General features: G+C 40.5%; 22 protein-coding genes and 3 riboswitches. All 22 genes read right to left on the bottom strand.

Features of this window, described 5'->3' with window-relative positions:
- Window positions 1–82: 82 nt before the first annotated feature.
- On the bottom strand, window positions 83–853 hold the full coding sequence (locus MKS83_RS05580; protein ID WP_240582333.1) for a metallophosphoesterase family protein: 771 nt from the start codon (window positions 851–853) through the stop codon (window positions 83–85).
- Window positions 854–877: 24 nt separating this feature from the next.
- The gene (locus MKS83_RS05575; RefSeq protein ID WP_240582332.1) at window positions 878–1321 is read right to left on the bottom strand and encodes a universal stress protein; all 444 of its coding nucleotides are present in this window, start codon (window positions 1319–1321) and stop codon (window positions 878–880) included.
- A 7-nt stretch (window positions 1322–1328) separates the two neighbouring features.
- The gene (gene crcB, locus MKS83_RS05570; RefSeq protein ID WP_240582331.1) at window positions 1329–1700 is read right to left on the bottom strand and encodes a fluoride efflux transporter CrcB; all 372 of its coding nucleotides are present in this window, start codon (window positions 1698–1700) and stop codon (window positions 1329–1331) included.
- A 12-nt stretch (window positions 1701–1712) separates the two neighbouring features.
- The gene (locus tag MKS83_RS05565) at window positions 1713–2075 is read right to left on the bottom strand and encodes a DUF190 domain-containing protein (protein WP_002981539.1); all 363 of its coding nucleotides are present in this window, start codon (window positions 2073–2075) and stop codon (window positions 1713–1715) included.
- Window positions 2076–2112: 37 nt separating this feature from the next.
- A complete protein-coding gene (locus MKS83_RS05560; RefSeq protein ID WP_240582330.1) occupies window positions 2113–3384 on the bottom strand; it encodes a voltage-gated chloride channel family protein in 1272 nt (423 codons plus the stop codon).
- Window positions 3385–3500: 116 nt separating this feature from the next.
- Window positions 3501–4058 (bottom strand): inorganic diphosphatase, encoded by a 558-nt coding sequence (locus MKS83_RS05555; RefSeq protein ID WP_240582329.1) that lies wholly within the window; start codon window positions 4056–4058, stop codon window positions 3501–3503.
- Window positions 4059–4065: 7 nt separating this feature from the next.
- Window positions 4066–5349 carry a phosphopyruvate hydratase gene (gene eno / locus MKS83_RS05550; protein ID WP_240582328.1) on the bottom strand — a complete coding sequence of 428 codons (1284 nt, stop codon included), beginning with the start codon at window positions 5347–5349 and terminating at the stop codon, window positions 4066–4068.
- Window positions 5350–5390: 41 nt separating this feature from the next.
- Window positions 5391–5837, bottom strand: a complete 447-nt coding sequence (locus MKS83_RS05545; RefSeq protein ID WP_240582327.1) for a universal stress protein — start codon at window positions 5835–5837, stop codon at window positions 5391–5393.
- A gap of 51 nt (window positions 5838–5888) precedes the next feature.
- Window positions 5889–6332, bottom strand: a complete 444-nt coding sequence (locus tag MKS83_RS05540; protein WP_002981529.1) for a universal stress protein — start codon at window positions 6330–6332, stop codon at window positions 5889–5891.
- A 212-nt stretch (window positions 6333–6544) separates the two neighbouring features.
- Window positions 6545–6612, bottom strand: a riboswitch (Fluoride riboswitch).
- An 81-nt stretch (window positions 6613–6693) separates the two neighbouring features.
- Window positions 6694–7677: a hypothetical protein gene (locus tag MKS83_RS05535; RefSeq protein WP_240582326.1), complete on the bottom strand. Its 984-nt coding sequence runs from the start codon at window positions 7675–7677 to the stop codon at window positions 6694–6696.
- Window positions 7678–7714: 37 nt separating this feature from the next.
- Window positions 7715–9205, bottom strand: a complete 1491-nt coding sequence (locus tag MKS83_RS05530; protein ID WP_240582325.1) for a MutS-related protein — start codon at window positions 9203–9205, stop codon at window positions 7715–7717.
- A complete protein-coding gene (locus MKS83_RS05525; protein WP_240582324.1) occupies window positions 9202–10740 on the bottom strand; it encodes a MutS-related protein in 1539 nt (512 codons plus the stop codon). Before MKS83_RS05525 ends, MKS83_RS05530 begins: the two co-directional genes overlap by 4 nt.
- A 178-nt stretch (window positions 10741–10918) precedes the next feature.
- Window positions 10919–10989: riboswitch (Fluoride riboswitch) on the bottom strand.
- A 58-nt stretch (window positions 10990–11047) separates the two neighbouring features.
- Window positions 11048–13378 (bottom strand): HAD-IC family P-type ATPase, encoded by a 2331-nt coding sequence (locus tag MKS83_RS05520; RefSeq protein ID WP_240582323.1) that lies wholly within the window; start codon window positions 13376–13378, stop codon window positions 11048–11050.
- Between the two features lie 23 nt (window positions 13379–13401).
- Entirely contained in the window at window positions 13402–16524 is a 3123-nt protein-coding gene (locus tag MKS83_RS05515; protein ID WP_240582322.1) for an efflux RND transporter permease subunit, read from the bottom strand.
- Between the two features lie 17 nt (window positions 16525–16541).
- Entirely contained in the window at window positions 16542–17450 is a 909-nt protein-coding gene (locus MKS83_RS05510) for an efflux RND transporter periplasmic adaptor subunit (protein WP_240582321.1), read from the bottom strand.
- Window positions 17451–17473: 23 nt separating this feature from the next.
- On the bottom strand, window positions 17474–18772 hold the full coding sequence (locus tag MKS83_RS05505; RefSeq protein WP_240582320.1) for a TolC family protein: 1299 nt from the start codon (window positions 18770–18772) through the stop codon (window positions 17474–17476).
- A 114-nt stretch (window positions 18773–18886) separates the two neighbouring features.
- Entirely contained in the window at window positions 18887–20176 is a 1290-nt protein-coding gene (locus MKS83_RS05500) for a sensor histidine kinase (RefSeq protein WP_240582319.1), read from the bottom strand.
- Window positions 20173–20847 carry a response regulator transcription factor gene (locus MKS83_RS05495; protein WP_240582318.1) on the bottom strand — a complete coding sequence of 225 codons (675 nt, stop codon included), beginning with the start codon at window positions 20845–20847 and terminating at the stop codon, window positions 20173–20175. The genes MKS83_RS05500 and MKS83_RS05495 overlap by 4 nt, the downstream gene beginning before the upstream one ends.
- Window positions 20848–20907: 60 nt before the next feature.
- Entirely contained in the window at window positions 20908–21546 is a 639-nt protein-coding gene (locus MKS83_RS05490) for a phosphatase PAP2 family protein (protein ID WP_002981510.1), read from the bottom strand.
- A gap of 1 nt (window position 21547) precedes the next feature.
- Window positions 21548–22084, bottom strand: coding sequence for a hypothetical protein (locus MKS83_RS05485; protein ID WP_002981509.1), 537 nt, complete (start codon window positions 22082–22084; stop codon window positions 21548–21550).
- Window positions 22081–22365 carry a DUF211 domain-containing protein gene (locus MKS83_RS05480; protein ID WP_002981507.1) on the bottom strand — a complete coding sequence of 95 codons (285 nt, stop codon included), beginning with the start codon at window positions 22363–22365 and terminating at the stop codon, window positions 22081–22083. Before MKS83_RS05480 ends, MKS83_RS05485 begins: the two co-directional genes overlap by 4 nt.
- Before the next feature lie 3 nt (window positions 22366–22368).
- Complete coding sequence (locus tag MKS83_RS05475; protein WP_002981505.1) at window positions 22369–22824, bottom strand: universal stress protein; 456 nt, start codon at window positions 22822–22824, stop codon at window positions 22369–22371.
- Between the two features lie 248 nt (window positions 22825–23072).
- Window positions 23073–23139, bottom strand: a riboswitch (Fluoride riboswitch).
- Between the last annotated feature and the right edge of the window lie 57 nt (window positions 23140–23196).

Raw genomic sequence — 23196 nt, 5'->3', positions numbered from 1 at the left:
CTAGACAATATTTAAGTCCAGCTTTGTAAATAAATCTAAATTGGAAACTTAATTTTTGAACATGAATATATAGTCTTTACATTTATTTATTACTCAGGAAATCATCATAAGCAGTAGATAGTCCAATTTCATGGATGTGAGAAATGGTTTTTTGTACATCATAATCTACATAATGGAAACTAACCTTAACCGTATCAGGCGATGATAGATCAGAATTGTGGTCTATTTCCAATAACGTATAGCAAGATTTATTATCTCCGTGTTTTGGTTTGCCCACAGATCCTACGTTAATTGCGTGCCTGTAAATTTTCCGGTTATTCTCTTCACAGAATATACTTTTATGATAGGGAATATGGGTATGTCCCATCAGTAAAATATCTGCTTCAACGCTATCCATCATTTCCAAAAGATATTCTTCATCACAATTTTCTTTGATATATTCTGTATTGGAAAGTGTACTGCCGTGTACCATTGCAACTTTTATCTGCTGAAAAGGGAAACGGAACTGTATCTGCAACATAAAAGGGAGGCTCAGAAGAAAGCTTCTGTTATCCGAAGTAATGGTTTCATTTACCAGTTTGATTGATTCATAACCAAACATTTCTTCGGCTTCTGTTTTAAATGAAAATGGGAAAGAAGATTTTTTGTACGCTATTCCCTCATCATGATTTCCCTGGAGACATGTGATGCCGTAGTAGCGGACTGCTTCAATGACCTCATTATCCCATCCTGCAAAGTTAACCAGATCTCCAAGACAGTAAATGTCGTCCTGTTTATGTTTTTGTATATCTCCCATTACCGCTAATAAAGCAGGAAGATTGGCGTGTATATCGCTGATAAATGCTAATTTCATAACTTGAGATTTTAAACATAATTCTTAATTTGTCATTTCACGCGGCGTAATCAAAACCGGTATTTTAGAATGTTTTAAAACATAGTCTGCTACTGATCCCATTAAAAGTCTGGTTAAACCAGTACGTCCGTGAGTTCCCATTACAATAAGCTCAGCTTTCCATTGCTCAGCGACATTAAGTATTTCCTTATGAGGTTCTCCTTCGGGGGTAAAACGAAATACTTTATCAACTCCATCATATAATTCTATATATTGCTGAATAGTATTCTCTGCTTCCTGCAATAAGATCGCATGCTGCTGCCCTTCATTAATACCAAGATCGGGGTTGGGCAATTCTTTTACAGCATCAATGACAAAAACAATTGCGATTGATGCTGAAATCTGGTGTGCCAGTTCAAAGCCGATACGCGCAGCTTTCATGCCGTAGGCACTGTCATCAACGGCAATGAGTATTTTACTGAAATTCATGATATTTTCATTTAATTGTTAGTGTTCCCAAGTAAGTAGCTAAAAGCCCTAAGCCGACACTGAAGATCAGATAGAGTGCACAGTAGAGATAATCTCCCTGTCTCAGCAGACTGATACTGTCATAAGAAAAACTTGAAAATGTTGTAAAACCACCGCATATCCCGGTAATCAAAAACCATCTCCATTCCGCAGTCATCCAGCTGAATTTTTCAGTCAGTCCAAAGAAGATCCCGATCAAAAAACATCCCAAGACATTGATCAGAAATGTTCCGAGCGGAAATGTAATGTGGAAGTTTCTTGCAACAAGATCCTGTACAAGATAGCGGAATACACCACCGATCCCGCTTCCTATCCAAATTATGAGTATCGCTTTTAGCATTGGTTTATTTTTTTATGTTTCCCAGAATTCCACTTCTTTGTAGATAATGATCTTATCCTTTAGCAGGACATGATGCTTTAAAAAGAAGTTTTCCAGTTTTTCCCTTTCGTCGATAAGCTCGATACATATAGCCAGGTTCGTATTGTTTCCTTCAAGCTGGTAGCGTTGGACTTTTCCCTCTCGGGAAAATCCCGAATGCGTCTGGTAAACAGATGCATTCAGGATACCATCTTTTTTAGCGTCAGAGACAATATGAAGATACGCTGATTTTGGAAACATTTTTCTAAAAAATGAAGCTTCGCTATCTTTGACCTTATGGGAGGGCTCTATGTAGATCTTGAGTTTTCCCAGCGATTTTTTTATGATCTCTTTCATATTGTACTATTTTATTCACGTTCTACTTTGGGACGGATTATTTTTTTTTGATCATCTTCCTGTATCTGCTGATATGGTGTTTCAGAAAATGTTCCCTTCTTTTTCCGGCCTCGGATAGCGATCCATCGGAAGAAAAATAGGAATCAAATATTTTGGGTACTTCAATTCTTTGGGCGCTGTAGATTCCTGAATGGCCACTAAAGAAATAGGCGGTAAAGCAGGCTACTGCATAGTAAAGTGTATACTCTCCACCAAAGAGTTCTATCCCCATCAGCGTACAGGCAAGCGGCGTATTGGTCGCACCGGAAAATACAGCGATAAATCCAAGTGCCGCAAAAAGTCCTACCGGCGCGTTCATCAGATCAGAAAGTGTGTTACCCAGCGTTGCACCGATATAAAATAGCGGGGTGACTTCGCCGCCTTTGAAACCGGTTCCTAAAGTGACAGTCGTGTAGACCGTTTTCCAGAGCCAGCTCCATGGATCTGAACCTCCCGCATGAAATGCAGATTGAATTGTAACCGCCCCCTGATATTCGGGGTCTACTCCAAGGCTGAGATAATCAGGCTTACCGTTAATGAAAGTCAGTAAAATGATCACGCATCCACCTATAACAGGAATAAGCCATTTTTTTGAAACGGAGGCGACCATGACATTTTTGATACGATGTGCCATTTCAGCAAAAATAAAACTGGCAAGCCCAAATGCAATTGATGCAATGATAATCTTTCCGAGCAGAAGCAGATCAAATGGGATATACTGTGAAAGCCAGAATGACTGGTCCATTGGAGGTATCGCATCGATATGATAATGGGTATGGTGGATTTTCCATGCGGATACAGTGATATCACCGACAGTCCCGGCAATAAGACAGGGCAGGAGGGCATCGTATTTTATTTTTCCGATAGCCAATACTTCCAGTGCAAAAATGGCTCCGGTAAGCGGTGTTCCAAAAACAGCACCAAAACCGGCAGCTATACCTGCTGTCAATACAATTCCGGTATCGCGCTGATTGAGACGGAACCATTTGCCGAACATCTGGGCAATACTTCCACCAATCTGCACCGCTGTCCCTTCACGACCCGCTGATCCGCCAAAAAGATGTGTTATGACGGTAGCGAAAAGGACAATGGGAGCCATTCTTTTGGGTACTCCACCTCCCGGCTGATGTATTTCATCCATAATCAGGTTATTTCCTTTCTCTGAGGATTTACCGACAGATTGGTAAAGGAAATGAATCAATAGTCCTGCCACTGGCAAAAGATATAGCAGATAAGTATGGTCAAACCTATAATGGATAGCGAGGTTCAATATCCATAGAAAAAAGGCTACGATACTACCTATAGCAACCGAAATAGGAATTACAATGACACTCCACCGAACCAGCTGCCGGAATATACTGACATGTTCCATTCTCATCATATACGTTATTTATTTTTTAGCTGAGGTACAATTTCCGTGGTATAGGAGATCAGACTGTCATTGATACAGTTATAAGCAGATTCACGGTTGCTGAACCCCAATACTTCAACCTTTTTATTTTCCAACTTTTTATAATCTTCAAAGAAATTCTTGATCTCATGTAACGTATGGGGTGGAAGATCTTCTATATTTGCGATGTGTTTCAATGAAATATCATGTGAAGCCACCGCGATAATCTTATTGTCCTGAACACCGCCATCGATCATTTCCATCATCCCGATGACCCTTGACTGTACGATTGTCAGAGGGACCAGGTTTTCGGTACAGATAACCAGTATATCCAGCGGATCATGATCGGTATAATAGGTCTGGGGAATCAGTCCATAGTTTGCAGGATAATGGATGGAGGAAAATAGAACCCTGTCTACTTTAATCAGGCCGGAGGGCTTATCCAATTCATATTTAGTCCTGCTTCCAGCCGGTATTTCTATTACCGCCGTCACTTCAAATGGCAGATTTTCTCCCGGAGAAAGATCGTGCCATGGATGTTGTGTTCCTATCATTGTTGAGTTATATATTATTATTTTTAAAAGCCGCTATGCCTGCAAATTGTGATCCAGTGCCTAGTTCATCCTCTATTCTGAGCAATCTGTTGAATTTGGAAATGCGCTCAGATCGGCAGCCACTTCCTGTTTTTAGCTTTCCTGCGCCTGTTGCTACGGCCAGATCCGCAATAAAAGTATCTTCGGTTTCACCGCTGCGATGAGAGATAAAGCATCCGTAATTGTTCTGGTAGGCAAGCTGTACCGTATTTAAGGTTTCCCAGACTGTACCTATCTGATTGGGCTTGATCAGGATCGAATTTGCGACCTTCTCATCAATTGCTTTTTGAAGGATCTTGGGATTGGTGCACAGGATATCGTCGCCTATAAGTTCCGTATGTTGCCCAAGTTCTTCGGTCATGGATTTCCAGCCGTCCCAGTCATTTTCACCCATGCCATCTTCCAGCGAGATAATCGGATATTTTTGTAGCCACTGTTTCCAAGTATTTAAAAGCTGTTCTGATGAAACGAGCTCTTTAGTAGATTTGAAAAAGCAGTATTTACCATCCTGCCACATTTCACTTGTTGCGGGATCAAGACAGATCGATATATCCTGTCCCGGTTTATACCCTGCAGCGTGGATGGCTTCAAGAATAACCTCAATAGTTTCTTCATTGGATCTGAGATTGGGAGCGAATCCTCCTTCGTCGCCCACGCCTGTAAAATATCCCTTTTTATTAAGGATGCTTTTTAGGGAGTGAAAAGTTTCTTCACCCATGCGGATAGCTTCCCTAAAAGTTGGAGCATTGTGTGGGGCAATCATAAATTCCTGGAAATCGATATTATTGTCTGCGTGCTTCCCACCATTGATCACATTCATACAAGGAACCGGAAGGACCAGACTACCACTGGTATTAAGATAGCTGTATAATGGAATTTCCTGCTGCTTTGCGGATGCCCGGGCAAAAGCCATGGAAACCGATAGTATCGCGTTGGCACCGAGATTTGACTTTTCATCTGTGCCATCAAGGTCAATCAGGAATCTATCGAATTCTTCCTGACCGGAAAAATGCTTACCTTTTAGGGCGGCGGCAATGATATTATTTACATTGGATACCGCGTTCAGTACACCCTTACCACCATACCTGGAGGGATCACCATCCCGTAATTCAACCGCTTCTTTCTCTCCGGTGCTTGCGCCTGAGGGACAAATTGCTTTGCCATGACCGTTATCTAGCCAAAGTTCAGATTCTACTGTTGGATTTCCTCTGGAGTCCAATACTTCTCTGGAAATGATTTTAGTTATCGTCATATTTTAATGTGTTATTGTTATTTTTAAATAAACTTTAAATTCTATTGTTCTGTTTTTGAAAGGGGTACCAAAATTATCGGAATATTTGTACTGTGCAGGAGATCGTCCGCGGTGCTACTAACAAAAAAGCGGCTAATACCTGTTTGGTGATGTATTCCGGCTACGATGATCTGAGCTCCCCATGCAGTCGCGGTATCGAAAATGACATCCCTTACTGGACCCTTTACCAAAAAAAGTTCTGTAGGTGTGCCTTTAGCAAACATGCTTTTCATTTTGTAAAGAAAATCGCTTTCGACAGGCTGTTGATCCTTATTTAGGCTGTTGACATATTCAACCAAAGTGTCCGCCAGGTTAATATCGCTGTCTTCCACCATGAGTATGCCTACCCGGGCATGGATCTGCCTGGCCATGTTGTAACCGTATTCAACAATTTTTTCCGAAGAGGCCGAACCGTCGACGGCAATTAAAATTTTAGAGATAAGTTCCATACTTCTTTAAGTTGACAGGATGAATTAATTGATAATGATTCATTATTTTGTTTATTCCATTTTATTTACGGGTACTATCAACATGGGAATCGTTGTTTCATGGAGGATTCCCTCTGAAATGCTCCCCATAAAAAATTTACTGATTCCCCTGCGAGCATGTGTTCCTGCTACGATCAATTGCGCATTCCACTGGAGTGACGTTGAAATGACAGTTTCCTTTATTTCTCCCTCTACCACAAAGATTTTCGTATCTATACCAAGGGCATATTTTTCCCGCATGCTTTCCAGAAAATGTTTTGCATGCATAAAGGTATTGTCCCCATAAATTGTTTCATAGGGCATCACAGTATCAATTGGATGAAGTTTGGAATCATCGACGAGCAGCAGGCCTACTCTTGCCTGCATCTGGTTAGCCACTAGATAACCGTACTGGATCACTTTCTCCGAAAATGGGGTTTCATCCGCTATGATCAATATTTTTGTCAAAGGTTCCATAATATTTTATTTTTTATTGGTTGATGTAGGGTAACTGTGGGAACAACGAATAGAGCGCCCGACAATAGATGAAGCGGGATGATGAAAGGCATAACAAACCGACCGACGTGGGGATAACAATCGCTGTCCGGTAAAAGTTTAAAGCTGCTTTTATTGTAGTGTAGAAGGAATTTTAAATACATAACAAACCTGATTAAAATGTTAAACATCTAATTTAATCAGGCGTCATCAGCTCTTTTAGAGCGGTTGGGTAAGGAAGAACACCATTTCCTTTTTTGTTAAAGTAAATATAGACTTTTTTTGACAATTAACCTATTTTTTTAGGGAAATTATGCGGAGAAAAATAAAGAAGATATTGGGATCATCTCACCGGCGTATCAATTGTTTCAAAAGCTAAGGCAAACTCCTTCAGATCCTGTTTCATAAGATTGACAATTGATTCAATCTGATCAAGCATGTCTGCCCGTTTACTGAGCTGCTCAGCAGTGTATTTACCTCCCGCTCCGAAATACAGATCCAGTGATTTTCTTTTTCGCTCGGCTTTAATCCCTGAAATCTCTCCAAGATCCATCCATTTTTGTTTTATCTGGTTCCTCAGTGAACCCCGGAGGCAGTCGGAGCTATCTTCATAATTTAGATAATACCAGACGGCGGGAGGAAAGATGGTGGAAGTTTCTCCTGCATGCCAGATATCACCCAACGGATTTCTTTTATGATAAAATTCCACTTTGGTTTTGTTTGTCAATATCAGTACTCCGGCAACTGCTCCAGCTATACCCGTACCGATTCCCAGATAATCATTGGCATTTCCTTTATTGACCAGAAATCCAGATGCGAGTGCCCCTGAAGCACCTATTACCAATCCGCCTACTGTTAATTTGGTTTCTATATAGTCTTCTTTATCCTTTAGATAACTGGCGATCTGATCAGCCCTTTCTTCTTCGCAGTCCATTTCAGATGCTACCGCAGAAATTTCCAGTGAAGCTATATTAATACGCTGATTAATTTTTTGTGTACATTCCAGCAGTTCCAGACGTTTTTCAGTAGAAGGGTGTTCCGCGTAATCTTTTTTAAGGTCAGCATACTTTTTTAATAGGTGCAGGGCACCGATAGCATTGGCTATATTCAGGCTTTTTCTGCTGAAGTTTTTCTTTAGATCTGAATCAATTTTTAAATGTTCGATCGGAGTCGGAATATCCTGTGCGGTATAGGAATAGATACTGAGCTGGTTACAGTTACTTTTTTCCAGCTGTATTTTAAGCTGCTCATTCCTCAGCCCGGCACATGATGTCATTAAGTAACAGAAAGATACGGCAACCAGCGCGCTTATCATTGGATTCTTCATCTATTCTTATGGTTTTGATTGTTTTTTTATTGATCAATTACTCGAATATTTTATTATAGAGATCTTCTGCAAAGCTTGTTGGCAGTGGAAATCCTTCGGTAAGTTTACCAATCTGTGTATCTTTTTCTCTAGATGCCTGAAGGAACAATATACTGTCTGTTTTATTCTGATAATAACTAAATGCGAAATCGTAGAGATGCGTGACAAAAAAGACTTTAATATTACTGAGCTGAAGGGCAGAAACAATCTGCGTGGCGACATCCGATCCTTCTTTTTCATTGGTTGCAGCGAAAGATTCATTGAAAAGAACAAAGTCTCCTTTCTTCAAATGACGGACAATTTCATTCATCCTATGAAGCTCTTCGTCAAATTTTCCGCTGTTCATTGACCTGTCTTCTTCTTTTTTAAAATGAGTGGCGATGTGTCCTGCAGGATTACTCTTAAATTTTGTGGCGGCAACAAAAATTCCACTTTGCATCATCAATTGGGCAATACCTACACTTCTTAAAAATGTTGATTTGCCGCCCCTGTTTACTCCCGTAATAATAAAGAGCAGTTTTTTATCACCGGAGATATCATTTCCAACCAGCTGATGTCCGGCTGTAAGAGCAAGGCATGGATCGTATAGTCCAGTGACATCAAATGATTCCTGGTCTGTAGGTACAGGTTCAGGGAATCCGACCGGCATTTTTAGATTCTTTAACCTGTCATGAAGATTAATGCACCCTAAATAAAAAGCCAGCTCATCCCGTATCAGGGTGAAAAAATCAGTGAGATGGTCATTGGCCTGTGCAAGTGTGTTTGCGGTACGGTTGACCATTTGATCGTTGAGACTGGAGAGTGCATTGCACCCACCGATATCCCTGGGGTTGATCTCAAAATAATAGCCTTCGATCTTTGAGGGAAAAAGCCAGTTCCACCAGGTATGTTTTTTTTGAGTATTTTTTCTCAATGTATATTGTGTTCCTTTGTTAGCTCTTCCCAGCTCTACACTGGTATGGATTCGGCCGTACAGTTTCAGACTTTTTAAATTTTCCATTACCTGTATGAAGTATGCATCATCCGTCTGTTCTATGAACATGCGGAAGAAGCGGAGCATTCCATCGGACTGAAATTGCGAGATAACCTGAGAAGTAATTTCGCGAAATTGACGTAAAAAATCCATAGAAATTTCCATAAGTGCAACAGAACTGTGCAACAGCGAGGTAGGATGCTTGATAAAAATACCATACCAACTTATTTTTTTGCTTTCAATAGCTTTTAAGGAAAGGTCAAACAGTGACTTTATAATCGCACTATTTGCTAGACAATCTTTCAAAATATTTTGTCTGTAGAGGATTGTGGGAATGTCATTTATATCTTCCTGAAGCAGGACCTTGGGAACAACAGTATCAATGACATTATTTCCGTCAGACATCGCATCAAGCAGTACCTGTAGTTCCAGGTCCTTCATAAGTTCATCACTATTCCATACCAGCGGTTGGCCAATATTGAAATCACGGTCAGGATATAAAAGATAAGGATTCATGAGTCAATGCGTTTTAAGAGCTGGTTAAAAGATAGTCCGTAACGTTCTGCCAGTGATCGTGCATATGCTTTTCCATCAGGATATTTTTTAATGATCTTAAAGGTTCTCTCGGCATCCGGACTTTCCGGGTTAACCGTTGCTGACATACTTATTGAGGTTTGTGTGGCTGCAGAAAGCTCTTCAATAAACGTTACCCAAACGCAGTACGAACCAATCTTTTCTACTTGCTCTATAATCTTTGAAGAAAGGAACTTACTGTCAAGGAGTGTTGTGGAAGAGAATATTTCATTAAGAATGATGATGCTCCGGGTAGATGCTCGCTGTATAATTGCATGTATCCTGTTGAGATCATTTTCAAGTTTGCTCTGTTGCAGCTGGATATCCTCTGATTTTTCAAAATGAGTTAGGATGTTGTCACAATGGAGTATTTTTGCGTTGCTTCCGGCAACTGGAAGCCCAAGATTGCCAAAGTAATGGACTTGGCCAAAAGTTCTTGCAAAAGTGGTTTTACCTCCCTGGTTAGGGCCTGATACAAATATGATCCGCTCTTTGCCGGAAAGAGAAAAATTGTTGAGTACAGGTTTTTTTTCAAGGGTAACAAGATGTGAAGCCAGTGCGGTATCGAACGTATCAAAGGCAAAGATATCAGCCTGTACCGGTGTAATTTCCGGATAACAGAAAGGGGAGCCATTAACTTCAATTTTTTTAAAATATTCTAAATAAGAAAGGTAGAAATGGACATCCCTGTCAAAATCCTGAATAATCTCATCTTGGAAATCCTGATTATTAAGATAAAAAAGTACGATCTTATCAAAGACAGCAGGATATAGGCTGGCAACTCCTTTGAGGATCTGAGCCTCCACATCATTCATATGGACGGAAACCGGAAATTTTTCAAGGTAGTTTTTATTATTACCACTTAAAAACCTGGAAAAAAGCGTTCTGGTTTCTTTATCGTAATCATCCTGTGATCTGTAGGGAAGTACCCTGACCAGCAGACCCTCAACCATGAGATCGTATCTGATTTTCCCTATTTCTGAAAACAGCTCTTCGATCATTTCGCGGCCGGCTATAAACTCAGAGGAACCTACATATTTGGATAGGTACTGAAAAAAAGCGCTGAATCCTTCGCTTTGAAGCTTCAGTGTCCCCAATTTTTCGTAAAGGGTCTGTACGATGGTGCAATAGGCATATACGGAATCCATGAACAATCTTTCCTTCTGGAATTGATAACGGCAATTTATTGCATTTTTCAGCATCATGCGCATGTCCCGCATTGCAGCGGAAAAGCCCAGTAATATTTCATATAATTCAGGAGTGTCTATTTCCTGCATGATCTGCTGCCGGTAGGTTATGGTATCAATGTCCAATGGCCAATTGGAGAAAATTGGTCGAAGTTCATATTCTTCCTTGCCGCGGATTACCTCACTGATAATCTGGTCTATATTCAGATCGATCATAAATTGGGGCATTAGGGGACTGGTTTTGGAAGCAGGAGTTTCCCCAGACCTGTACAATAAGCTTTTAAAATACATAGGCTGACTTTTTTAAGATTATGAAAATGGAGAACAGCAAATGCTTAGATACGGAAACGGTGTGAAGACAAAGTAGACCTATGGGATACCATGGCCCAAAAAAAGCTATGAAAAATAAGATTTTGATGAAAAGCTGTAATAAATCCATGACTGAACTGATTAAAATGTTAAACACTTAATTTAATCAGGCGTCATCAGCTCTTTTTTTGGAGCGGTTGGGAAAGGAAGAACACCATTTCCTTTTACTAAAGTAAATATACAACTTTTTTATCAATCCGTGAATTCTTTAGTAGAAGGGCTATAATTATTAGCTTTTCCTTCTGTAAAAAAGTATTTTTAAATACTCCAGCAGAACTGTAAACATTACCGATATCGTAAATAATATTACAATGTGAGCCAGCGGAACGGCCTGCATTAGGATACCAGCACTTGCCAGGATTGCTGATATAATTATATTTCCGGTTGTGACAGCGATGACCATTCTGCTCGGCCAGAATTTCCAGAAAGCATTTTTAACTCTGGTACAGTAAATGGTAAGCTGAGCCGAAAATATCAGGTATAGAAACATGTAGGTCTGAATCTGCTGCATTGGAACGTTCATCTTTCTCTGCATCAGGTAAATAAGCGTTACTCCCAATGTGGTCCATCCAAGTGCAAATATACCGGATATCTTTAAAATTCGTTTCATATCCCACTGTTCAATCTTTTGCGATATGGCAGCCCTATCTGTACCGAGCGTGATCGTAACCAGATCATTGAATACGACAACGAGCACAATAAGGTTTAGCGGAATAACAAAATCTTCAGTGAGTATATATCCTGCGGTCAGCAGCACGGAAAGCTCGATCGTTCTGGAAATCTTCGTGATTGTCCATGTTAGCATCCTTCTATAAACTTTCATTCCTCCCTGGATTACTTTAATGATATCCGAAAGTCCGGGTTGGGTCAGGATAACTTTGGCAGATGCCTTGGCCACATCGGTGGCATCCTTTACAGCAATTCCTATCTCTGCCTGCTTAAGTGCAGGAGCATCATTCATTCCATCACCGGTCATTGCGGTAATCAGCCCTTTTTGTTGAAGGGATTTGATGATCTGGTATTTATCTTCGGGATATATATTGGCCACTGAATCATATTCCATTGGTGATTGCAACACTTGATCCAGAGTTCCTGCCCTGTTGCCGATAGCCAGATCTTCACCTATGGCTTGCGCGGTCATTGCAGTATCACCGGTAATCATTATTATTTTAACGCCCATTCCCTTGATTGTCTGGACTAGCTGGAAAGCGTCTTTTCGCGGGTAATCGGCAAGTGATAGAAGGCCACATATCATTGTGTTTTCCTCACCGAGAACTGCGACTGCAAGGACACGGTTACCTGTTTTAGCCATCCTGTGATAAACTTCGTTTATCAGCTGAGGTGATGAGGTATACTGTTCCATCACCATTGGTGACCCAAGAATGATTCTTTGGACTTTATTTATGTCCGATACTGTTGCCTGTGAAAATTTATTGACCGGATTAAACGGCATAAATTCTTGACGGTTTAAAGGTTGAATATTTCTATTTTTTATTTCTTTTAGAATGGCAATATCCACAGGATTTAAGGATGAACTATCGCAGCATGCAGCGGCATATCGCAGCACCTCATTTTCGGTTTCTGTGGATAATGCTGTGATCTCTGAAAGGACTGGTCGGTTTTCAGTAAGTGTTCCGGTTTTATCAACACACAGCACCTGGATCGAGGCTGCTTCCTGCAGAGCTGTAAGACCGGTTACCAGAACCCCTTCTTTGGCGAGAGAACGGGCCTCAAGCGCGTTTGCAACAGTGAAACTTGCCGGCATTGATATCGGAACTGTAGCAATGACCAGTACAATAAAAAAAGGCAATAGGGGTAATAGCGCGAGTCCATTAATTATTGCAGAAATCAGGAGAACTGCAGCAAGGAAGAGATCTATTACAGCCAGATAGCGTACAACGCTGAAAAGGATCTTTTCCAGATGCCCCGGTGCGGAAGCTGTCTTTACAAGCTCCGCTGTTTTTCCAAAATAACTGCTGCTACCCGTGGCTGCTACTTTAACCAGTGCCTCGCCCGAGCGGACAACAGAACCACTGTAGATATTTTCATTTTCATTATAGGAAACAGAAGCAGATTCTCCTGTCACTGAAGATTGGTCCAGTTCAAGTGCTCCTTTAATCACAATACAGTCAGCGGGTACGATATCACCAGCTTTAAGGTGAATATAGTCCTGGGGCACAATTTCTTTTGCCATTAAAAATTGCCATTTGCTATTTCTTACCACGCGCACCCTTACCTGTATGTTTTGCTTTAAAAAATTAAGTGCTTTACGTGCGCGTCGTTCCTGCAGTTCCCCTATGATAGCACTGAAAATAAGTAGAACTACAATGATTGATCCCTGTAGCAGTTTGCCCAGTGCAATCTCCAGTATCAGTGCCATCTCCAATATCCAGGGAATGGGCCCCCAAAGACGTCTTAGTACACCTTTAAGACTATTTGTATGTTCTTCGGGTATTTCGTTATAGCCGAATTTGTTCAGGGCATCTCTGACTGCAATATCTGAAAGTCCCGTTTGCCCGCTTTCAAAGGTATTCTCAAAATTATTATCCTGTGCTGTCATCTTATATTAATTTAAAGTTTTTATCAATCATATTTTTTCGCAAACGTCGGTCTTTCATAAATGGCCTTTAGCAATGTTGGGAAAACAAACAGGAGCAAAGGGATACCTGTCATAAATCCACCGATAACGGCAATGGCTAATGCCTGCTGCATCTGGGCACCCATTCCAAGACCGAGGGCAAGCGGCAGCAGTGCAAGGATGGCACCGATTGCGGTCATGAGCTTCGGGCGTATACGCAGGGCAAGGGCATAGTTGACCGATTTTTCTACATTTCCTTTGGATTTTTCCATATTGAACATAAATTGATTGACTGTAAAAATGGCGTTTTCAGCTATAATCCCAACAATCATTATAATCCCGGTATAACTGCTCACGTTCAGGGGTGTGTTTGTCAGGTAAAGTGCGATCAGACACCCAGGTATTCCCAGTATGGAAATCAGCAGGACGAGAAGCGATATGCTCCATTGTCTAAAGAGGAAGAGCAGAACTGTAAATACTAAAAGACATGCTGCAATGAGAATGGTCAACAGCTCCCGGAATGACTGTTGCTGTTCTGCATAGGCACCGCCGAAGTTGACATAATAACCTGAAGGTAGATGGAGGTTCGCTGAAAAAATTTCTTTCAATTGCGCTACGGCCGTTCCGAGATCCTTACCGGCTAATCTTGAAGTCAATACGATACAAAGTTTCAGGTCTTCACGTTTATAATCGATTTCACCTTTTTCAGATTTTATACTGCAAAAAAATGAAAGAGGTCTTAGACTTCCATCTGGCAAAAAAATCATCTGTTTTAATATCTTATTGACATCATTCTGTTGATAGCCGGTCAGGCGTAATCTTATCTTTCGCATCTGCTCACCGTCCTGGATCTGTCCCACCTGTAGGTTTCCGAGCATAGATGACTGAACTGGAGAGGGCTCTGTAACAGCGGCATTGTCTCCAAGTACGATACCTTCGGTGTACATACGGAGCTGATTCTGAAAGTCAGTCTGACTAATTCCATAAAGTGCAAGCCTGGCATTGTCTGGACGGACAACAAGGGTGGGGCCTGCAGAAATCATTCCACTTGATATGTCTACCAGTCCCTTCGTATGTCGCATAATACTGTCGGCCTGTTTTGCTAGCCTTTCGAGTTCTCTCTGATCACTTCCGAAAATTTTTACTTCTATTGGACTGGGCGTACTCATCAGATTGCCCAGAAGATCCTGTATACGCTGTCCGAATTCTATGTTCATAACGGGTACGGAAGTCTGTATACTTTTTCGGAGCTGGTCGATAACCTCCTTAGTATCGTGTTTTCTGTCTTTTTTTAGCTGGATAAGATAATCACCATAATTAGGTGCTACGTTCCTGAAATCCAGCCTTAAGCCTGTACGTCTGGAATAGCTCTCCACATCGGGGTTTGAAAGGATCGTTCTTTCCATCCTCTGGCAGAGCAGATCTGTCTCCTCAATCGCGGTTCCACTAGGCGAAAAATAATCTAATACGATGGTTCCCTCATCCAGCTCAGGAAGAAAACCTGTCTGTAACTGACGGGAAGAAAACCAGCCCGCAAAAATTATAAAGAATATAAAAGAATAAGCCAAAAATGGCTTTCTATAGAGTTTGGTAAGCCAGGTATACTTATTTACATTTTGTTCATCATGGCTGTGGGAATTTTTATGCGGTCTGTATCCGATCAAAAGATGCAGAACAGGTGTTACGATCCATGTAGCGAAAAATGAACATATCAGTGTCAGTTCCATCGTTACAGCGAGTTCCTTAAAGAATGCTCCCGCCAGCCCGCCCATAAGAACAAAAGGAAGAAATATAACGATGGTACTGAGGGAAGAACCCACCATTGCAGGATAAAGATCGGTTATGGCATCTTTTACGACCTCAAACCTGTCCTTTTCGGGATGGTCTTCATGCATACGGTAGATCTGTTCAACAATGACAATGATATCGTCAATGAATAAGCCCACAGCTGCTGCAATTCCACCCAGGGACATGATATTGAGGGTAATACCGAAAATATGTAGTGTAATCAGGGTAAAGCCAAGTGTAACGGGAAGAGTCAATATTACAACCGTACTGGCTCTCCAAGACCGCAAAAATAGGATGACTACCACGATTGCCAGTAGTAATCCTTCCAGAATAGTATGGACCACACTGTCAATACTGTCACCAACAAAGGCTGATTGATTATAATATGGCCTCAATTTGACTCCTTTGGGCAGGAGTCTTTTAATTTCACCAGCTTTGGCATCCGCATCTTTGGCGAACTGGACAAGATTGACTCCCGGCTGCTTGACAAGATCGACAATAACTCCGGGATGGCCATTTGTATTTATGGCATTGAATTCAACCTGTTGCTGAAGTTCTATTCTGGCTATATCAGAGAGACGTATAAGACGCTGGCCACTATTTTTGACAATGATATCCTTCAGTGATTCGGCATCATTGATACGATTATCCGTGAGAGTGAGATATAGTCTACGGAAATCTGAAATTTTACCATTGGAGAGTACAAAATTATTCTGCCTGAAGAGTTGTACCAGATCCTCAGGGCGTATTCCCAGAGAAGACATCTTAATAATATCGGGAACGATCACAAATTCCTTTGTTTTTCCGCCACGTAAGATAACGGTTGAAACTCCCTCTATCTGGGAGAATAGAGGTCGAACGGTATTCATGGCCAGGTCCCTCAGTCCTACTAGTCCGATTTCATCACTTGCACTCTCCAGGGTGAAGCCATAAACAGGAAACAGGGACTGGTTATAGCCTTCCACAGCTATATTCGTTCCGCTGGGCAAAAGGTTTTTTATTTCGTTCAGCCTACTTTCTATCAATAGTTTAGCATTGTTTACATCAGTTCCCCAATTGAAGTATATCTGTATATCTGAACTTCCCCGACTTGTGACACTCTTGACCACAGTAACACCTTTTATTCGCTTCACAGCACTTTCAATGGGTTTTGTGACGGTAATCATCATACGGTCTATGGGGATTGAACCCACGTCCGCTATGAGCTTTACTTTTGGAAACATAACCTCAGGAAATAGAGCCGTCTGCATTTTGCTAAAGGTGAACAGTCCTAGGGATATTAATAACAGACCTATAAAAAAAAAGGGCTTGTTGTATTTTTTATAATAGTTTTTATGCATCTTATTCTGATATCGTTTTATTTAATACTCACCAGTGCACTGTCTCCAAGACCGTAATTTCCGCTTACCAAAATTCTGTCTTGTCCGGTGAATTTTGGGCTTTTAATTTCTATCATTTCACTATCCTGATCTCCAGGTTGAATGAATACTTTTATGGCCAAAGAATCATTAAGAAGTTTCATTACCCAGAATTTTTCCATAAGTTCATCACTCAGTACTGCCTTTTTGGGAAGAAGGAGGGCTTCTTTATTTTTGTAAACCACCATTTCAAATTTTGCAATGGTTCCTGACGGTATATAATGGGCATTATCCAATTTGGCCATATAGGGTATAGTCTGTAATGCAGTTATTGCCTGTATAACCGGTGTCTGGAGACGGGCATTAAGGGCTGTACCGTCGGGAAGAATAATCTTACCGCTTGTGTTCTGTGCGATATATCGATTGTATTCATATGGGATATTGACCTGAAAATAGAGGCTTTTTTCATCTGTTATGTCGCATAGTACAGCTGCCTCCGGAACAAATATTCCCGGTTGCGATTGTGGAAGGGACGTCACCACTCCATCCATAGGCGCATATACGTTAACAAGCCCATAATTTTTATCGAGCGGTATATCGCTTCCGAGATTTCCAAGTGCGCGCCGCTCTTTTGTCTCAATTGTATAGAGCAATTGCCCTTTATGTACCCGGTCGTTAAAATTGATCTTTACGAACTTAATTGTTCCCGCGATGGGGGACTCTACTGTAGTATGGCGCAGGTATTGGGCGATGGAAGGTAAAGGCTCAATATGAGCCATGGTACCCCTGCGAATCGAAGTAAGGCTTACGAGTGATTTTGCCCTGATTTTTTCTTCATCGGTCTTTTTTTGTACACAACCGTGTAGGATAAGAACCACAGATAGTATCGGTATGATTGAAAGTTTCATGTCTTTAAATAAATTGAGAGGTTTTACCAGTTCCAGTAATTATAATTATTAATTGTCCACAGGCGGGCTGTATGTAGGGAAACCCTATTGTTGAGCAATGCTGTGTTGCTCCGGAGGGTGGTCAGGTATTCGATCACAGACCCCTGTCCTGCGGCGATCTGTTTTTGATAATATTTCAGAAGTTCTTCATATTCATTGATCTGTCTGTCAATGGAGGTAATTTGCTCCTGCTGTGAATTGATCAGTTCCATAAAAGCTTTTTTTCTGTTTTCGTTTTTTGACTTGAAAAAATTACTGTTTATAGTCGTCGCCTCTTGGAGCACCCGTAGTTTTTCATCATTTAGTTTCCGTTGATTTCCGTCAAAAATTTTTTGTGTAAAACGTATTCCTATTAGCATTCCGAATCTTTTGGGGATATCAGACAGGTAATCTGCATGTAATCCAGCCGTAGAATAGAGACTAACGGTAGGGAGGTATTGAAGGTTGAATATCTTGCGGTTGGTTTCAAGACTGAGACTGTCTAGTTTGTATTGTTTAATAAATCCTGAACTGTCTATTTTGGGCGGATTTTGGATTTCTATAGCTAACGGATCAAGTTCAATGATATCCGCTTTCGTAATTCCACAGAGACTGTAGAGTTCCAATAGGTGTACCTGATAACTATTCTGAAGCGTTTTAATAGCAGTCTGCTGCTGTGAAAGTTCTATTGTCAATAATTTGGCATCACTTAATCTGGACAGACCACTTGTGGATAATTTTTGGACAATTGCAATTTGCTGCTGGGTAATTTCACTGGTGTGTCGCATCGCTTCCCGTTGACCAATGTCCTGGAGGCAAAGGATGTATTGATCTGTAATAAGCTTTTCAATATCGTGAACAGCGAGAATTGAAGAGTTGCCAAGGAGCTCATTCTGTATTTTCATCTGCTGTTGGGCCATGTCAATACGTTTTTTATTAAACAGCGGTTGATCCAATGTGATTACCCCTTTATACAAACCTCCGTTGGTTGCAGAGAAATCCAGTCCATAATAGTCGGTGATACTTTTGGACGGGTTTATTTTGATCCCGCGGTTGTCTGCATCATTTGCATATACAGGTGCCATCATATAATCCATCTGAGCTGTAACCAGTGGTTTGGTCAGACCTGCAACGATCCTTTTTGTCTCAATTTCATTGGCTTTGGACTGCAGAATATTGGTTTTTAGCATAGGTGCATTCGTTGTCGCAATCCTGATAAAGTCGTTCAGGTTCCGCTGGGCCATAAGTTTATGCGGGTTAAAAGCAACCAGTATCAGAAATAAAAGTTGGATTTTTTTTACCATATATTTACTATTGTTATTGTCTTGGTGGATAATTCCATATAATTTATTCTGGCAAAAATACTTTTGAGATTCTGGAGAAATTCTGGATTTAATGGCGGTAACCGGAGAAAATAATTAAGGATTATCTAGCGGTATAAAATCAACTTTAAATGTATGCCATGATCCCCCCGAATGAACGTAGCTGATTTTCCAGCCACTTTGGTCACAGATCTCTTTTACGATTGCCAGTCCGAGGCCACTGCTTCTGTTATCGGTTGATTTTTTACCGAAACGCTGAAATAGTGCAGTATGGTCAAGTCCTTTCCGTTGCCCGGTATTGGTAATGGTAAGGGATTTTTTTTCGATTAGGATATCAATACGGCCGTTTTCAATATTATGCCTTATGGAATTCAGCAATAGGTTGTTGATGAGAATTTCTGTTAGGACTTTATTGGCATTTAGGTGAAGCTCCCCACCGATTTGAAGTTCAATCAACAGGTTTTTCGCTCCTGCCTGTTCGGTAAAATAAGGAACGACTTCTGAAATGATGTCGTTGAGCAAGAAATTGCGATGATCAGCAAACTGGTTGTTCTCAATCTTGGAGAGCAGTAAAAGGTTTTTATTGATACGGCTCAATTTTGACACTGACTGATACAGCGAATGCAGTATCGTGATTTGTTCTTTGCTAAGCGTATTATCCTGAAGGAGAAGATCGAGCTTTGACTGGAATACCGCCAAAGGCGTCTGCAGCTCATGAGAAGCATTTTGAGTAAACATTTTTTGCATGGAATAGGAGCGCATACTCTGGTCGATGAGTGTTGAAAGCCGGTTATTCAACTGTTTGAACTCTATAATTTTCGTCGCGGGAAAATTTGCCTTTGTTCCTTTTTCGATATTGAAGTTTTCGATTATTTCAAGGGTTGTGTAGAAGGGTTTCCAAAGTTTATTTGAGATCAGCACCGTGATAAAGAAGATAACCGTGAGTAGTATAACCAAAATTCCGAGATAGATCCAGACAATCGTTTTTATCAAGTCTTCGGATTCAACAAGGTTCAACCGGATCATCAGTATAAAGGGTTTTCCTTCGATGTGGATATCCGCATATAAAACCCGGTATGGTTCCCATTCAGGTACCAGTTCATCATAAAACTTTTGCTGGAGTATCCGGTTTCTAGAATAATTGGCCGGGATGGAAGAAAAGATTCTGGTATCTCTATTAAACCTGTTCCATTGAGGAATATCTTTTATGAATAGGTCTTTCTGATTATTGACAACGAATTCTGTTTTACGTAGAAATATAGCTTCATCAACATCCTCCTGATATAGCTTTTCAAGCGTATAATAGATAAATGGGGCACTGAGCAATAGGATAAAAATTGCTGAAACAGAGTAATAGATTAACGTTTTATGTAATAACCTGTTCATGATTCCCATTTATAACCCATACCGTAGGTTGTTTTAATATAGTCTTTGCATCCTGCTTCAGTCAGTTTCTTTTTTAGATTTTTAAGGTGGGAGTATATAAAATCATGATTATCCATCATATCGGCCATTTCACCGGAAAGATGTTCCGCAATGGCAACTTTCGAGATGTTCTTGTTTTTATTACCTACAAGAAAAAGCAACAGATCAAATTCTTTTCTTGTCAATGTTAAAAGCAGACTATTGACTCTTACTGTTTTTGCCAACAGGTCGATGTAAATTTCGTTAACAAATATACCATTCGTACTTCCAAAATGTTTACGTCTGATAACCGAGTAGATGCGTGCACCAAGTTCAGAAAGATGAAAGGGCTTGGCCAGGTAATCATCTGCACCAAGTTTTAAACCATCTATTTTATCCTCGATAGCATCTTTTGCTGAAATGATGATCACGCCATCCTGTTTGCTTCTCGATCTAAGATTTTCCAGGATGCTGAGTCCATCTCCGGAGGGCAGCATAAGGTCGAGCAGGATACAGTCGTAATTATATTCTTCCGTTTTAAATATAGCTTCCTGGTAATCAGATGCAAATTCACAGACATAATTTTCACCCTTGAGATAGGACGAAATATTTTCTGCAAGTTCCTGTTGGTCTTCGATAATCAAAATTTTCATGGCTTAAAGGTAAAATCTGAATTTTGGAGAATTTCTGGATTTTTGTGATAGTCTATAATCTTATGAAAGGAGTGAATTTTTAGATTCGGGAACTTCTTTGAGTACAAATCGTTTGGTAAGCAATCCGATGATAAGTCCTACAGCAGTTCCCACGATTATCCCGCCTAAGACATCCGAGGGGTAATGGACACCGTTATAAATCCTACTATAGCTCACCAGTAACATCCAGATGAAAAGTTTGACTTTTATATCTTTATGATGAGGGGGTAGAATTATGGAAAGTAGTACAGTTAAAGCCATTGCATTGGCAGCATGGGAGGATACAAAACCGTAAAGACCACCGGGACCTGCTTTACTGAGACGTATCAATGGTATGAGCAAGGGCTCATGTGAAGGGCGGAGACGCTGAACAAGATGTTTAATCAGTCCTGATGATATCTGGTCAGCTAATGTAATGGCTATTGCGATCGCAACAAAGATGTACAAACTCCGTTTTTTATATACTTTTACTAAAAATAACGCAAGGGCCAGATATAGTGGGACCCAGAACCATTTATTACTTGCCCAGTACATGACCTCATCCAGTGCATCATTATGTGCATGGTTGATGTAAAGAAGCAAACGTTTATCTAAATCTTTGAGTTTTACAAAAAAGTCTGAAAGAACAGCTAGACCTAAAATGATGAGATTATGTGACATTTTAAATTACATTTAGTTTATATCCGATATAGGCTACAAAGCATCCTGCTGCCAGCAGTGAAATTGACCACTTTGTAGCGCTTCCATAAGTAAGATGGGCAATACCGATGCCTACGGTCACGAGCATGATAAGGGCTATTATAAGGGCTATCCATTGCATAGTAGGAAAAATCAGTGCAACAATCATTGGTATCATCGCACTTGAAAAGTTGCAAATGGAAGAAATAATAACGCCCCGCAGACTATCTTTCAGTATCCGCTTTCCGAGCTGCGTTGTGGCAAGTTTGCCGTGCGATGCAAGATTAAGCTGTTTTTCAGCATGGATCAGGTGGGTGTGCTGGCGTGAATATTCTGAAAAAAAATAGATAAAGGCTCCTGATACCGTGGTGGCAAATGCTACTTTCAATGCCAGCGATAAAGTGATCGGCATGCCTTCAGATGTTAGGACATGACCGGTCACCAGTGCCAGAACAGTGAGAATTCCATCTATCAATCCCAACAGCAATGCAAAAAGGTTATTTTTAAACAGATTTTTCATCGCGTGCGGTGAACGGGTGTGATCATCTTTTTGCCAGCAAGCAACTGGTCAAGACTGTGTACAACAGCTCCTGTTTTTTCGATGGCATTTACGATGTCGTCATAGGGGAGATCGATTCCTTCAACAGTAATTTCCATACCGACTGTCTCCATATCTATTTCGTTGACCACAATGCTCAGTCCTTCTACCTGCTCTATGCTTTCTATAGCCGTGGCAATTTCAGTGATATCGGGAAGGTCCTTGGCTTTATCGACATCCAGTAATAATTGTCTTATACCCATGATCTACATATTTTGCATTGTTTTATTTTTCTCGGGTACGATCAGCATTGGAACAGGTGATGAATGTAGAATATCTTCGCTTACACTTTCCTTGAATAGTCTTCCAAGACCTTTACGCTCGTGCGTGCCAGCAACAATTAGTTGGGCATTCCACTCTCTGGCTGCAGATAGAACACTCTCTTTTATTCGTCCGTCCATTACAAAGATTTTTGTTTGTACTCCATCAGAGAATTTCATAGAAAGGTTTTCCAGATAGTGCATGTTTTGCATAAATGTTTTATCGGATTCGGCGGGGTTAACTTCTGTAAGCATATCCATATGATATTCTTTGGAATTTTCAACATGCAGCAAAGCAACTTCAGCTGTCAACTGCTTGGCTAAAGTATAGCCACATTTTACAACATTTTGTGACAAAGGAGTTTCGTCAACCATGATTAAGATTTTTTTTATTGATTCCATAGTATTTTGGATTTAATTGTTATTAGATATAAATTAGGGATTGAATACGGCTGAAGACATGAAACAGATTGATATCTTCCCGAAAAGTAAGGTTGCTTTAAATTGTATATAGGGATAGGATTACACCAGATCATCCGACGCAAATAAAGATGGTTTATCATCCTATGATAAACAAAATATAAATTGTTATGGGCGTTTGAAGATTGTTTTAGAAGCATGCTCAACCTGATTAAAATGTTATACATCTAATTTAATCAGGCGTCATCAGCTCTTTAGAGCGGTTGGGTAAGGAAGAACACCATTTCCTTTTTTCTTTAGTAAATGTATTAATTTTTTTTTAATCGCACTCTTTTTTTTAAAATATTTCCGACC

Source organism: Chryseobacterium sp. Y16C, from assembly GCF_022488405.1.
Lineage (GTDB): Bacteria > Bacteroidota > Bacteroidia > Flavobacteriales > Weeksellaceae > Chryseobacterium > Chryseobacterium geocarposphaerae.
The sequence above is the reverse complement of the archived record's forward strand: the minus strand, read 5'-3'. Positions and strand labels throughout refer to the sequence as shown.

Coding starts and splice junctions, on each gene's coding strand:
- MKS83_RS05545 (WP_240582327.1), bottom strand. CDS start 5,837: ATGGAACTTATCTCTAAAATTTTAATTGCCGTCGACGGTTCGGCCTCT.
- MKS83_RS05555 (WP_240582329.1), bottom strand. CDS start 4,058: ATGATAGGAACACAACATCCATGGCACGATCTTTCTCCGGGAGAAAAT.
- MKS83_RS05495 (WP_240582318.1), bottom strand. CDS start 20,847: ATGAAAATTTTGATTATCGAAGACCAACAGGAACTTGCAGAAAATATT.
- MKS83_RS05475 (WP_002981505.1), bottom strand. CDS start 22,824: ATGGAATCAATAAAAAAAATCTTAATCATGGTTGACGAAACTCCTTTG.
- MKS83_RS05525 (WP_240582324.1), bottom strand. CDS start 10,740: ATGTATTTTAAAAGCTTATTGTACAGGTCTGGGGAAACTCCTGCTTCC.
- MKS83_RS05485 (WP_002981509.1), bottom strand. CDS start 22,084: ATGAAAAATCTGTTTAAAAATAACCTTTTTGCATTGCTGTTGGGATTG.
- MKS83_RS05535 (WP_240582326.1), bottom strand. CDS start 7,677: ATGAAGAATCCAATGATAAGCGCGCTGGTTGCCGTATCTTTCTGTTAC.
- MKS83_RS05510 (WP_240582321.1), bottom strand. CDS start 17,450: ATGAAACTTTCAATCATACCGATACTATCTGTGGTTCTTATCCTACAC.
- MKS83_RS05480 (WP_002981507.1), bottom strand. CDS start 22,365: ATGGGTATAAGACAATTATTACTGGATGTCGATAAAGCCAAGGACCTT.
- MKS83_RS05515 (WP_240582322.1), bottom strand. CDS start 16,524: ATGCATAAAAACTATTATAAAAAATACAACAAGCCCTTTTTTTTTATA.
- MKS83_RS05565 (WP_002981539.1), bottom strand. CDS start 2,075: ATGAAAGAGATCATAAAAAAATCGCTGGGAAAACTCAAGATCTACATA.
- MKS83_RS05530 (WP_240582325.1), bottom strand. CDS start 9,205: ATGAATCCTTATCTTTTATATCCTGACCGTGATTTCAATATTGGCCAA.
- eno (WP_240582328.1), bottom strand. CDS start 5,349: ATGACGATAACTAAAATCATTTCCAGAGAAGTATTGGACTCCAGAGGA.
- crcB (WP_240582331.1), bottom strand. CDS start 1,700: ATGCTAAAAGCGATACTCATAATTTGGATAGGAAGCGGGATCGGTGGT.
- MKS83_RS05490 (WP_002981510.1), bottom strand. CDS start 21,546: ATGTCACATAATCTCATCATTTTAGGTCTAGCTGTTCTTTCAGACTTT.
- MKS83_RS05540 (WP_002981529.1), bottom strand. CDS start 6,332: ATGGAACCTTTGACAAAAATATTGATCATAGCGGATGAAACCCCATTT.
- MKS83_RS05575 (WP_240582332.1), bottom strand. CDS start 1,321: ATGAATTTCAGTAAAATACTCATTGCCGTTGATGACAGTGCCTACGGC.
- MKS83_RS05505 (WP_240582320.1), bottom strand. CDS start 18,772: ATGGTAAAAAAAATCCAACTTTTATTTCTGATACTGGTTGCTTTTAAC.
- MKS83_RS05520 (WP_240582323.1), bottom strand. CDS start 13,378: ATGACAGCACAGGATAATAATTTTGAGAATACCTTTGAAAGCGGGCAA.
- MKS83_RS05580 (WP_240582333.1), bottom strand. CDS start 853: ATGAAATTAGCATTTATCAGCGATATACACGCCAATCTTCCTGCTTTA.
- MKS83_RS05500 (WP_240582319.1), bottom strand. CDS start 20,176: ATGAACAGGTTATTACATAAAACGTTAATCTATTACTCTGTTTCAGCA.